Origin of the sequence: Pseudooceanicola lipolyticus (assembly GCF_002786325.1) — a bacterium.
GTDB lineage: Bacteria > Pseudomonadota > Alphaproteobacteria > Rhodobacterales > Rhodobacteraceae > Pseudooceanicola_C > Pseudooceanicola_C lipolyticus.
The window spans coordinates 1-12,383 of record NZ_PGTB01000123.1 but is presented as its reverse complement, the minus strand read 5'-3'; the positions used below and the strand labels follow the sequence as shown (position 1 = coordinate 12,383).

Genomic DNA, 12,383 nt, shown 5'->3' with positions numbered 1-12,383 from the left:
CGGGCGGTTGCGCTGCGGCGCCTGCGGCTCGGAGGTTTCGAACAGGTCGGCCATGCGGCTAAAGCCGGAAACGCAGCGCAACCCGCTGCCCGTTGCGCCACAGCTCGATCGCCAGACGGCGCCCGGGATCGCGCAGCGCGCGGACCACGTCGCCACTGCGCGCCATTTCGCGGCCGTTGATCGACAGGATCACGTCCGATCGCCGCAGCCCGGCCCGCGCCGCCACCGGACCGGTTTCGGTGATCACCACCCCTTCCAGATGCAAGGGCAGACCATAGCGGGCCACCATTGCCGGGTTGGCGCGTGCCACGGTCAGGCCGGGCAGCACGGTGCGGTCGTCTAGCGTGGTTTCCTCGGCCGGCGGGTCATCCGGCGGTGCGATCATCGCCACATCCACCACCTCGGTTGCGCCGCCGCGCAGGCGGGTGACGGTGGCAGTGTTGCCGATGCCGGTGATGGTCATCCGGAACACCATTTCCGAGGGCGAGTTCACCGGCTCGCCGCCGACATGGGTGATCACGTCGCCCACCTCGAACCCGGCGGCGCGGAACGGGCTGTTGCGATGCAGGTCGGAAATCACGATTCCCTCGGGCAGGGTCAGCCCCAGCGAGGCGGCCAGGTCGCCATCGACCGGCTGCCCGGCCATGCCGGCCCAGGGCCGTTCGAACACCTGGCCACCGGCGCGCGCCTGCTTGACGAACTCGGCCACCAGGTTGGCCGGGATGGCAAAGCCGATGCCGTTGGACCCGCCCGAGCGGCTGAGGATCGAGGTGTTGATGCCGATCAGCTGCCCGTTCACGTCGATCAGCGGCCCGCCGGAATTGCCCGGATTGATCGGCGCGTCGGTCTGGATGAAATAGCCCCGCGCATTGCCGGTGGCGACGCCCGAGCGCGCCAGCCCCGACACGATGCCCGAACTCACCGTCTGGCCGACGCCGAACGGGTTGCCGATGGCCAGCACCAGTTCGCCGACATCGACCCGGTCGGAATCGCGCAGCTCGAGAAAGGGCAGGTCTTCGGCGCCATCCAGGCGCAGCACGGCGAGGTCGGATTCCTGGTCGGCCAGCACCACGCTGGCCGAGAACTCGCGCCGATCATTCATCACCACCCGGATATCGGTGGCCAGGCCGACCACGTGGAAATTCGACACCACGATACCGTCCGGCGACAGGATCACGCCCGAGCCCAGCGAATTCTGCACCCGCGGCCGCGGCGTGCCGAAGCCGCGGAAGAACTGTTCGAAAAACGGATCACCCGCAAACGGGCTTTCCCGCGCCTCCACCACCCGCCGGGCATAGATATTCACCACCGCCGGCGCCGCCTGTTTCACCAGCGGCGCGAAGCCCAGGGAAATTTCGGCCTGCGATCGCGGCACCCGGGTTTCGGCGGTTGCGGCAATGGCGTGGGACAGGATGAGAAAGACGGCGATCAGGAAACGCGGCATCGGGCCCTCCGTTCTTTGCCCACATATGCAAATCCCGGCGCTGCAATGCAAGCCGACGGGCGGAACCCGGACCCGCCCCCGTTCGTTGACTTGATACACCCCTGAAAAGGAGACCTGCGATGCAAAATGACGCCGACAGGCAAGACATGACCGAGTCCACCGAGGACGAGGCGCCGACACCGGGCCAACAGGGCCGCGCCGGTGGCAACCTGGAACGCAAGGTCGGAACCCGCGACCTGCTGAAACGCGCCCGGCAGGACCGCGCCGGCGTGACGCGGGTGCGCAAATCCGACGAGAAAACCAAATAGGGGGCGCTGATGACCGAACTTAAGCAGGATACCTGGGTGGTTGTTGCAGGCAGCGACAAGGTGCTGTTCCTGCGCAACCTGACCGATCACGAAAACCCCTATCTGGAAGTGGTCGGCAAGGAACAGCAGGACAATCCGCCCGACCGCGAACAGGGCGCCAACCGTCCCGGTCGCAAGGCCGATACCGGTGTGGGCCAGAGATCGGCGATGGAGGATACCGACTGGCACGAGCTGGCCAAGGAACGCTTTGCCGCCGATCTGTCGGACATGCTGTACCAGAAGGCCCATGCGGGCGATTTCGACCGGCTGGTGCTGGTGGCCGCACCGCAGGTTCTGGGCAACCTGCGCGGGTCGCTGCACAAGGAAGTGACCGACCGCGTGGTGGCGGAACTGCCGCTGAACCTGACCAATCACCCGGTGGACGAGATCGAGCGGCTGGTCAAACGCGAGCTGGACGCCGCCTGAGCTCTGCCCCCGCCCCCGAAACGAAAAACGCCGCCGGGAGGTCCCGGCGGCGCAGTTCATTCTTCCGCAGGTCGCGGATTATTCTTCGACAGCATCCTCGGCGGCCAGGCGCGCCTTGTCGGCTGCGCCTTTGGCGTCGCGGTCGCGGTCGACAAATTCGATGATCGCCATCGGCGCCATGTCGCCATAGCGGAAGCCGGCCTTCAGCACGCGGACATAGCCGCCCTGACGTTCGGCATAGCGCGGGCCCAGCACCTCGAACAGCTTGGTGACATAGGCATCCTGTTTCAGCTGCGACGCCGCCTGGCGGCGGGCATGCAGGTCACCGCGCTTGCCAAGCGTGATCAGCTTTTCGATGATCGGGCGCAGTTCCTTGGCCTTGGGCAGCGTGGTCTTGATCTGTTCGTGCTCGATGAGCGAGCCTGCCATGTTGGCAAACAGGGCCTTGCGGTGCTCATGCGTGCGGTTCAGGCGGCGGTAGCCTCTTGCGTGACGCATATCTGGTACTCCTTTATGCTTTGTACGGCCGCCGATGCGTGGTCAGCGGCTCTGTTGGGGCGGTATTGCCCAGGTTTCCCCGGCAGTCCGGGCATGGTGCGGGGATGGGGTTTGACCCCCACCCCGATTCTTAGAACGCGTCTTCGAACTTTTTCGCCAGATCCTCGATGTTGTCGGGCGGCCAGTCCTCGACATCCATGCCGAGGTGCAGGCCCATGCCGGACAGCACTTCCTTGATCTCGTTCAGCGACTTGCGGCCGAAGTTCGGGGTGCGCAGCATCTCGGCTTCGGTTTTCTGGATCAGGTCGCCAATATAGACGATGTTGTCGTTCTTCAGGCAGTTGGCCGACCGGACCGACAGTTCCAGCTCGTCCACTTTTTTCAGCAGCAGCGGGTTGAACTCCAGCCCGTCATCATCGTCCTGACGCGAGGCGCTTTCCGGCTCGTCGAAGTTCACGAAGATCGACAGCTGGTCCTGCAGGATGCGCGCGGCGAAGGCCACCGCATCATCCGGCGTCAGCGACCCGTCGGTTTCCACCTTCATGGTCAGCTTGTCATAGTCCAGCACCTGGCCCTCGCGGGTCGGCTGCACGTCATAGGACACCTTTTTGACCGGCGAATAAATGGCGTCGATCGGGATCAGGCCGATGGGCGCGTCTTCCGGCTTGTTCTTGTCGGCGGCGACATAGCCCTTGCCGGTGTTGACGGTCAGTTCCATGAACAGATCGGCGCCGTCGTCCAGGTGACAGATCACGTGGTTGCGGTTCAGCACCTCGATGCCGGCACTTTCGCTGATGTCACCGGCGGTGACAACGGCGGGACCCTTGGCATTGATCGACAGGCGCTTGGGCCCTTCGACTTCCATCCGCAGGCTGACCTGCTTGAGGTTCAGGATGATATCTGTCACGTCTTCGCGGACACCGGCGACCGAAGAGAATTCGTGCAGCACGTTGTCGATCTGGACCGAGGTGATCGCGGCGCCCTGCAGCGACGACATCAGGATGCGGCGCAGCGCGTTGCCCAGCGTCAGGCCAAACCCCCGCTCAAGCGGCTCGGCCACCACGGTGGCCTGGCGTGCGGGATCATTGCCCGGCTTGACCTCAAGCTGGGTCGGTTTGATAAGCTCTGCCCAATTCTTATGGATCATGTGGTCCCTCCATTCTTGTCTGTTCCCCATGTCCGAAAGGAACAGACTCCCGAGGTTACAAAAGGCGAACCGGGGCCGCGCAGATCCGCGCGGCCCCAGTCTTGGAATACCGTGTCAGACGCGGCGGCGCTTCGGCGGACGGCAGCCGTTATGGGCCATCGGCGTCACGTCGCGGATCGAGGTGATGTTGAAGCCAACCGCAGCCAGGGCGCGCAGCGCGCTTTCGCGGCCCGAACCGGGCCCCTGCACTTCGACTTCGAGGGTTTTCACACCGTGTTCCTGCGCCTTGCGGCCGGCATCCTCGGCGGCCATCTGGGCAGCGTAAGGGGTCGACTTGCGCGAGCCCTTGAAGCCCATGGTGCCGGCGGACGACCACGAGATCGCGTTGCCCTGCACATCGGAGATGAGGATCTTGGTGTTGTTGAACGAGCTGTTCACATGCGCAACGCCTGCGGCGATGTTCTTGGAGACCTTGCGCTTGGTACGGGTTCTGTCGCGTGCCATCTGTCCGCCTCCTTATTTCTTCTTGCCGGCAATGGCCTTTGCGGGGCCTTTGCGGGTGCGGGCGTTGGTGTGGGTCCGCTGACCGCGCACCGGCAGGTTGCGGCGGTGACGCAGACCGCGATAGCAGCCCAGATCCATCAGGCGCTTGACGTTCATCTGCACTTCGCGGCGCAGGTCGCCTTCGACGGTGAAATTGGCGTCGATATGTTCGCGCAGCTGCAGGACTTCGCTGTCGCTCAGCTCATTCACCCGGCGGGACTGTTCGATGCCGACGGCATCGCAGATCGCCTTAGCCGAGGTATGGCCGATTCCGGTGATATAGGTGAGGGCGATGGGAACCCGCTTGGCAGTCGGGATATTTACGCCGGCAATACGTGCCACGTGTCACTTTCCTTTCGTTGCGGTTCCGTAACCCCAGAACCTTTTTTCACAACGCTCGGCCGTGGCAGTGTCGCCAGAGGACCCAGACGTTTTTTCGAGGTGGTCTGTGCGCCCGAAGTGATGCGCGCACAAATTGATTCTCATGCGAGATGGTGGTCGATATGGGGTTTTCGGCAGCGCGTCAAGGCCCCGACAAGCTAATTGTCAAGGGCTTTCGAAATCGCCTGCTGCACCTCGCCGATCTCGCCCAATCCATCGACCTTGGTCAGCATGTCCTTGGCGTAATAGTACCCGATCAGCGGCGAGGTTTTCTTGTAATATTCCATCAGCCGGGTCTTCAGGCTGTCCTCGTTATCATCGGCGCGGCGCTTGAACTCGGTGCCGCCGCAGGCGGTGCATTTGCCATCCGCCGGGACCGGCTTGGTGATGTCGTTATAGACCTCGCCGCAATTGGCGCAGGTCGACCGGGCGGTGATTCGCTGCACCAGCGCGTCGTCGTCGACCTCCATCTCGATCACCGCGTCCAGGCTCTGGCCCTCTTCGGCCAGCAGCGAGCCCAGCGCGTCGGCCTGGCCCAGCGTGCGCGGGAAGCCGTCGAAGATGAAGCCGTTGCCGTTGACGGTTTCCAGCTTTTCGCGGATCAGGCCGATGACGATCTCGTCGGTCACCAATTCGCCGCGGGCCATGATCTCGGCCACCACCTTGCCCATCTCGGTGCCGCTGTCCTTGGCCTCGCGCAGCATGTCGCCGGTCGACAGCTGCACCATGCCGCGCGCGTCCACGAGATGACGCGCCTGGGTGCCCTTGCCGGCGCCCGGCGGTCCGAGAAGAATGATGTTCATCGGCGTGCCGGGCTCCGCTTGGTACGTTTCTTGCCGCTCTTGCTGCGCCCGCGCAGCTGCGATTTCTCGATCAGGCCCTCATACTGATGCGCCAGCAGATGGCTCTGGACCTGCTGAATCGTGTCCATCGTCACCGAGACCACGATCAGCACCGAGGTGCCGCCGAAATAGAACGGCACCGCGAACTGGCCGCGCAGGATTTCCGGCAGCAGGCAGACCGCCGCCAGATAGGCCGAGCCCAGGATCAGGATGCGGTTAACCACGTATTCCAGGTATTCCGCCGTCTTCTTGCCGGGCCGGATGCCGGGCACGAAGCCATTCTGGTTCTTCAGGTTGTCGGCCACGTCATCGGGTTTGAACGACACGTTGAAGGTGTAGAAATAGGCGAAGAACACGATCATCGCGACGAAGAACAGCAGGTAAAGCGGCTGGCCCGGCCCGAAATAGGCCAGCATCCAGGACATCACCGACCCGGTCGCCGCGCCGGTGGAAAAGGTGGTGATCGTCGTCGGCAGCAACAGCAGCGACGAGGCGAAGATCGCCGGAATCACACCGGCCGGGTTGACCTTGACCGGCAGGTGCGACGAGCCGCCGTCATAGACCTTCATCCCGACCTGGCGGCGCGGATACTGGATATGGATCTTGCGTAGCGCCCGTTCCATGAACACCACGAAGGTGATGACCGCGATGATCATCACGATCACGCCGATGATCACCGCCGGGCTGATCGCGCCGGTCCGGCCCGAGGCGAAGAACTGCGCCAGCGCCGCCGGAACCTCGGCGATGATGCCGACGAAGATGATCAGCGACACGCCGTTGCCGACGCCCCGCGCGGTGATCTGTTCGCCCAGCCACATCAGGAACATGGTGCCGCCAACCAGGGTGATCATGGTGGACAGCCGGAAAAACAGCCCCGGATCGGTGGCCAGATCGCCGCTTTCCAGCGACACCGCCAGCCCGTAGGCCTGCGCGGTGGCCAGCAGAACCGTGCCATAGCGGGTATATTGGTTGATCTTCTTGCGGCCCTGTTCGCCCTCTTTCTTCAGCTGTTCCAGCTGCGGCACCATCGCCGTCATCAGCTGCACGATGATCGAGGCCGAGATATAGGGCATGATGCCCAGGGCGAAGATCCCCATGCGGCCCAGTGCACCGCCGGTGAACATCGACACCATGCCGCCAATGCCCTGCCCCGCCTGTTCCATGAACTCGCGCAGCGCGGCACCGTCGATGCCGGGTACCGGCAGGAAGGTGCCCAGCCGGTAAACGCACAGCAAGGCAAGCGTGAACAGGATGCGATTTCGCAGGTCGGTGGCTTTGCCAAGGGCGGACCAGCTTGTGTTTGCCGCCATCTGTTCTGCTGCTGATACCATGTACGGGTCTCTTTTGCGGAAACGCCGCCCGGAACCGTTTTCCGGCTCGGGGCGGCGCTCAGGGAAAACTGGGGCCTATGTAAGCGGCTCTTGCGCCGCTCACAACCCGTTAGGCGGCCGCGGGCGCGTTTGCCACGGTCAAAGTGCCGCCGGCCTTCTCGACCAGCTCGACCGCTGCTTTCGACGCGCCGGTGACTTCCAGCGCCACCTTGGCCGAGAAATCGCCCTTGGCCAGCACCCGGATGCCGTCCAGCTTGCGCCGCACCAGACCGGAGGCAACCAACGCGTCCTCGGTGATCGCGCCGCTGGCGTCCAGCTTGCCGTCGTCGATGAATTTCTGGATCAGGCCCAGGTTGACCACCGCGAAGGATTTGCGGTTCGGCTTGGTAAAGCCGCGCTTGGGCAGGCGCTGGTACAGCGGCATCTGGCCGCCTTCATAGCCATTGATCGAAACGCCCGAACGGGATTTCTGACCCTTGATACCCCGGCCGGCGGTCTTGCCCTTGCCCGAACCCGGGCCGCGCGCAACGCGCTTTTTCTTCGGGGCCGCGCCGGGATTGTCGCGCAGTTCATTGAGTCTCATATCGCTTCTCCTAAGCCGGATGTGACCCCCGAAGCGATTGGGCCAACCACGGCATTTCTTGATGTTGACGAGTCGCCCGTTACGGGCCACCGGGGGCGTATAAACGCCACGCCCCCGGGACGCAAGTGTCTCGTCCCGGGGGCGTTCGGTCAGATCGGCGCGGGCGCGGCAGCGCCCGGCGCGGTCATGCGTTGTAGACGGTTTCGCGTGCGAGGCCACGGATGGCCGAGCGGGAAATCCCCAGATCGCGCAGATCGCGGTCGCTCAGCGACTGCAGTTCTTTGACCGTGCGCCAGTACAGCGCCTTGCGGACATATGCCTTTTCAAGGCCGTGGAAGGCGGCGCGGATGCGCTCGACCAGGTGGACTCCGTTGGAAGACGCGCGGAGTGTATGTGCCATCGTATTTTCCTTTTTACATCTGCGGGCCCGTCTCCTCCGCCAGTTCCGGACCCATGCTGCACTGCAGAATAAATAAAGGAACTGATAGCGCAATCAACCGACGTTAAGGTCTGGCCGCTATGCGCTGCCAGCAAGGCTTACAGCAGGTCATCAAAGGCGACGGTGCGATCGGCAAAGACCAACAGGTCGATATCGATCAGCCGGTCGGCGCCTTCGTAGAACCCGTCGGCACCGCCATCGGCGCTGTCGGTCACCGTCAGCTGCGTGACCACGGCGCCGCCGCGATACTTGTCGCTCCAGGTCGCGGTGTCGAAGCTGTAATCGTCGAATTCACCGTCGAAATAGACCCGGTCCCTGCCGGCATTGCCGGCATCGTTCCACAGGTGGCCATAGAACCGGTCATCGCCCAGCCCGCCATACAGCTTGTCATTGCCACCTTCGCCATACAGCTGGTCGGCACCGTCGCCGCCGCGCAGCACATCATTGTCCTCGCCGCCATAAAGGCGGTCATTGCCGGCGCCGCCATCCAGCCGGTCGGCGCCGCGGCCGCCACGAAGGTCATCGTCCCCGGCCTCGCCGCGCAACAGATCGTCATTGTTATGGCCATGCAGGTCGTCATCGCCGTCCCGGCCCAGCAGGATATCGGCGCCGTCCCGCCCGGACATCGCGTCATCCCGGCCGCTGCCGAACTGGATCTCGTCCACCCGCACGGTCATGTCGGCAAACCGGATGAACTCGATGTCGTCCGCCAGCGTCTGGTTGGCAGCACCCGGCACCTTCACCACCAGGTCGCCCTGGGCGCGGCCAAACGCATAGGCCTGCACTGACCGGTCGAAATAGGCAAAATCGGCGCGCGGCGCGGCACCGAAGATGTCCTCGCCGCTGAGTTGCTTATCAAACACCATGAAATCGGTGATCGTGCCGTCGAAATGGCTGTGCACCATGTCGGTGGTGCCCGGCGTGCTGGACCACCCGTTGGCGCCGATGACAATGGATTCCGTGTTCTGCGACAGGTCGATGCCGATATCGCCACGATAGGCGACGCGCGCACCGTTCAGGAACAGCTGCAGCCCGTCAGCGCCGAAGGACAGCGCCAGTTGATGGCTGTCGCCGGCCCGCACCGCGTGATCGACCTGAAGGTAATGGCTGGAATCGCGGTCCTGGATGCGGACCACCAGCGATCCGATCTCGGTCACATAGGCGGAGAGATGGCCATAGCCGTCGCCGGACGCATCCTTGGAAAACAGCGTTTGGAAGGTGCCGATATCCGCGGCGGTGAAGGCAAAGGCGATGGTGCCGGATTTCAGGTCGACCGCTTTCGTGTGATCGACGATCAGTGGCGCCTTGTCCTCGGGCGAAAACGCGTGGCTGCCCACCGCCGCCAGCACTGGCGCCAGTTTGCCCCGCAACCCCAGGTCCTGCGCCCCCGGCAGGCCGCCCGGCGCCTTGATGCGGCCGCCCTCGGTGGCGGCGGCGGTGGGGGCCAGCGCGGCGTCGAGATCGGCGATGCCGGCAACAATGCCATAGGCCGGCGCGGCGGTGGTTTCGATATCCGACCGTTTCACCAGGTCGCCATAGACGGTGATGGTGCCCAGCCGGTCGTCGTTATGGGCGCCGCCATTGTTGCCCTGGTCGGAATAGAGCGCGATCACCGAGTGATCGAGCACCCCGTCGCCATTGGCATCGCCATAGCTGACCGAGAGGATCTTGGTGGTGTGCCCCTCGATCACCAGCCGGTCGCCCTCGGCGCGGGAATAATCCATCACCACGTCATCGCCCAAGGTGTCGACCCAGTGGTCGTGCAGCTTGTCATTCTCGCCCGCCACACCGTGCCAGTTGATGCTGCCATCGTCGTTGGTGTGCTTCTCGATATAGCGTTCCTTGGCGTTGATCAGCGTCTGGAAATAGAAGATGTCGGCGCCCTTGCCGCCGGTCAGCGCGTCGTCGCCCGGCACCGGCTGGTCCGGGTAGAGCTTGCCATCGGTCAGCTCGTTCAGCGGGTCGCCCTCGTCGCGGTCGGGGTCGAAATAGATCGCCCCCTCGCGCCCGTCGGCGCGGCTGATCAGCAGGTCGTCGCCGTTGCCGCCGAACAGCCGGTCCTCGCCCTCGCCGCCATCCAGGATGTCATTGCCGGCGCCGCCCAGCAGCCGGTCATTGCCCGAGCCGCCCTGCAGCACGTCGGCGCCGCCGCCGCCCTTGACCACGTCGTCACCGCCGCCGCCATCCAGCCCGTCCGCCGCCTTGCTGCCGCGCAGCTCGTGATCCGCCCCGCCCTTGGAAACCATCTTCAGCGGCTGCATCAGGTGGCCATGGGCGCTGACGCCATAATCGGCCAGGATCTCCTTCAGCGTGTCCGAGCCGTGATGCAGCTGGCCGAAGACCGGCGCCAGATCGGCCATTGCCGCCTGCATCCCGGCCCCCATCGCCAGCGCCGGGTCGACCTCGGCGGCCAGCGCCTGCATGTCGGCTTCGCCCAGCTGCTTGTCGAAGATCCGGAGGTCGCCGATGCTGCCCTTGAACAGCGAATGCGCCGCGTCGCTGTCGCTGTCGCGCCAGGCGCGGCTGCCGCCCACCACCAGCGGATGGGAGTTGGCGGCGATGCCCTGCTTGAACTGCGGCTCGGCGGCAACCAGCGTGCCGTTCAGCCAGATCATCAGCCCGTCCTTGCCGAGGCTCAGCGCGAATTGATAGGTGGTCTGCGCCTCCAGCACCAGGTCGGGCACCTTGAGATATTCGGTGGCACCGGCGCTGTCCTGCGTCACCACCAGGGTGCCGTCCTTGACCCAGACGGTGAAATCCCCGGCGCTGCGGCCATTGCCGTCCTTGGACACCAGCGCATAGTCCCCCGGCAGGCGGTCCAGCGCGAAGCTCAGCGAGATCGTCGCGTTCGCCAGTGCCAGCGAGGCCTTATGCGCGATGTCCAGGTAATCCCCCGACGTGCCGGTCAGTTCGCGGGTTCTGGGGGCGGAAAAAACAGGTGTGGCGGCAGCCATGATGCGATCCCTCGTTATATATTTTCCAAAATCCTAGACAGTAAACGGGGAAATACTGTGGCCTTGCGCGCCGGGCCGGCCCGCCGCTTCCGCGACTGGCAGAAATTCGCGAAAATCACGCTAACGCCCTGCCCCATGGTCATAAACGCGCGGGTGCGCGGGCGGCGGGTTCAACCCAGGGGTGAATTTGCGGTCAGAATATGGCCCGCCGGGGCACATTCCCGCCGCAACTGCAACGCCGGCGTGACCCATGCCATCCCCGCGCCGGCGGGGTTTCCGCGGGCCTGGCCGCCGCCCGAGGGTTGCGGCCCGCGCCAATTCCTGCGAGATCTGCCGCTGACATCCCGCGCCCCGCCGTTCCGGCACATCCGGCGCATCAACCGGGCCGGATCTGCCGGTTGCCGCAAGACACATACCGAGGAGAGCCGCCATGGCCAGCGCCCTTGACCACCTGCGCGACATGACCGTCGTGGTTGCCGATACCGGCGATCTGGACGCGATCCGCAAGCTGAAACCGGTGGATTGCACCACCAATCCCAGCCTGATCCTGAAGGCGCTGCAAAGCCCGGCCTATGCCGACCTGGTCGAGCGCGAGATCGAGGCGGGCAAGGCCGCCGGGCGCAGCCCGCTGGAGATCGCCGACGCGCTGACCGTGGGGGTCGGCGCCGAGTTGTCGACGCTGGTGCCGGGCCGCGTCTCGACCGAGGTGGATGCCAACCTGTCCTTCGACGTCGACGCAGCCGCCGCCAAGGCGCGCGCGCTGATCGCCGCGTATGAAGCGCGCGGCGTCGGGCGCGACCGCATCCTGATCAAGCTCGCCTCGACCTGGGAAGGCATCCGTGCCGCCGAGATCCTGCAGGGCGAAGGCATCGACTGCAATCTCACCCTGCTGTTCAGCCTGGCGCAGGCGGTGGCCTGTGCCGATGCCGGCGTGTTCCTGATTTCGCCCTTCGTCGGCCGCATCACCGACTGGTACAAGAAGGCCGAAGGCGTCGACGGTTATACCCCCGACGACGATCCGGGCGTGAAATCGGTGCGCAGCATCTACGACTATTACAAGTCGAACGGCATCGACACCGTGGTGATGGGCGCCTCGTTCCGCAACACCGACCAGATCAAGGCGCTGGCCGGCTGCGACCGGTTGACCATCTCGCCAGCGCTGCTGGAAGAGCTGGCGGCGGATGAAACCGACCTGCCCCGCCAGCTGTCCGCCGACAGCGCCACCGGCGTGGCGCCGATCGAGATGGATGAAAACAGCTTTCGCTGGCGGATGAACGAGGATGCGATGGCCACCGAAAAGCTGGCCGAGGGCATCCGCAATTTCGACGCCGACCACCGCAAGCTGCTGGCGATGATCGCCGAACGGATCGGCTGAACCGGCTGCCGTCCCGGCCCGCGCGCCGGGACCTCTCGCCCGCGCTCGGGCGGCGGCGGCTTCGCGCCGCTCA

The 12,383-nt window shown here is 64.9% G+C and carries 13 protein-coding genes; 3 read left to right on the top strand and 10 right to left on the bottom strand.

Annotation, left to right across the window (positions count from 1 at the left end; all coding sequences use genetic code 11):
- Positions 1-58 precede the first annotated feature (58 nt).
- The gene (locus CVM52_RS19545; protein ID WP_100164109.1) at positions 59-1,444 is read right to left on the bottom strand and encodes a trypsin-like peptidase domain-containing protein; all 1,386 of its coding nucleotides are present in this window, start codon (positions 1,442-1,444) and stop codon (positions 59-61) included.
- A 119-nt stretch (positions 1,445-1,563) separates the two neighbouring features.
- Between CVM52_RS19545 and CVM52_RS19540 the strand changes: the two genes are divergently transcribed.
- Both CVM52_RS19540 and CVM52_RS19535 read left to right on the top strand, forming a co-directional pair.
- Complete coding sequence (locus CVM52_RS19540) at positions 1,564-1,752, top strand: hypothetical protein (RefSeq protein ID WP_100164108.1); 189 nt, start codon at positions 1,564-1,566, stop codon at positions 1,750-1,752.
- A gap of 9 nt (positions 1,753-1,761) precedes the next feature.
- Positions 1,762-2,217, top strand: coding sequence for a host attachment family protein (locus CVM52_RS19535; RefSeq protein ID WP_100164107.1), 456 nt, complete (start codon positions 1,762-1,764; stop codon positions 2,215-2,217).
- A 78-nt stretch (positions 2,218-2,295) separates the two neighbouring features.
- Here CVM52_RS19535 and rplQ read toward each other — a convergent pair whose 3' ends face one another.
- The 9 genes from rplQ to CVM52_RS19490 form a co-directional block, all read right to left on the bottom strand.
- The gene (gene rplQ / locus CVM52_RS19530) at positions 2,296-2,715 is read right to left on the bottom strand and encodes a 50S ribosomal protein L17 (RefSeq protein WP_100164106.1); all 420 of its coding nucleotides are present in this window, start codon (positions 2,713-2,715) and stop codon (positions 2,296-2,298) included.
- Between the two features lie 130 nt (positions 2,716-2,845).
- The gene (locus CVM52_RS19525) at positions 2,846-3,862 is read right to left on the bottom strand and encodes a DNA-directed RNA polymerase subunit alpha (protein WP_100164105.1); all 1,017 of its coding nucleotides are present in this window, start codon (positions 3,860-3,862) and stop codon (positions 2,846-2,848) included.
- Between the two features lie 114 nt (positions 3,863-3,976).
- Positions 3,977-4,366 carry a 30S ribosomal protein S11 gene (gene rpsK, locus CVM52_RS19520; protein ID WP_100164104.1) on the bottom strand — a complete coding sequence of 130 codons (390 nt, stop codon included), beginning with the start codon at positions 4,364-4,366 and terminating at the stop codon, positions 3,977-3,979.
- A 12-nt stretch (positions 4,367-4,378) separates the two neighbouring features.
- Positions 4,379-4,747, bottom strand: coding sequence for a 30S ribosomal protein S13 (rpsM, locus tag CVM52_RS19515; protein ID WP_100164103.1), 369 nt, complete (start codon positions 4,745-4,747; stop codon positions 4,379-4,381).
- A gap of 197 nt (positions 4,748-4,944) precedes the next feature.
- Positions 4,945-5,589, bottom strand: a complete 645-nt coding sequence (locus CVM52_RS19510) for an adenylate kinase (protein ID WP_100164102.1) — start codon at positions 5,587-5,589, stop codon at positions 4,945-4,947.
- Positions 5,586-6,959 (bottom strand): preprotein translocase subunit SecY, encoded by a 1,374-nt coding sequence (secY, locus tag CVM52_RS19505; RefSeq protein WP_100164101.1) that lies wholly within the window; start codon positions 6,957-6,959, stop codon positions 5,586-5,588. Before secY ends, CVM52_RS19510 begins: the two co-directional genes overlap by 4 nt.
- 109 nt (positions 6,960-7,068) lie before the next feature.
- On the bottom strand, positions 7,069-7,542 hold the full coding sequence (gene rplO / locus CVM52_RS19500; protein WP_100164100.1) for a 50S ribosomal protein L15: 474 nt from the start codon (positions 7,540-7,542) through the stop codon (positions 7,069-7,071).
- Positions 7,543-7,726: 184 nt separating this feature from the next.
- Complete coding sequence (locus tag CVM52_RS19495; protein ID WP_100164099.1) at positions 7,727-7,942, bottom strand: DUF1127 domain-containing protein; 216 nt, start codon at positions 7,940-7,942, stop codon at positions 7,727-7,729.
- A 137-nt stretch (positions 7,943-8,079) separates the two neighbouring features.
- Entirely contained in the window at positions 8,080-10,935 is a 2,856-nt protein-coding gene (locus CVM52_RS19490; RefSeq protein ID WP_100164098.1) for a LamG-like jellyroll fold domain-containing protein, read from the bottom strand.
- A gap of 430 nt (positions 10,936-11,365) precedes the next feature.
- Here CVM52_RS19490 and tal point away from each other — a divergent pair, with 430 nt between their 5' ends.
- Positions 11,366-12,310, top strand: a complete 945-nt coding sequence (gene tal / locus CVM52_RS19480; protein WP_100164096.1) for a transaldolase — start codon at positions 11,366-11,368, stop codon at positions 12,308-12,310.
- Positions 12,311-12,383: the final 73 nt, after the last annotated feature.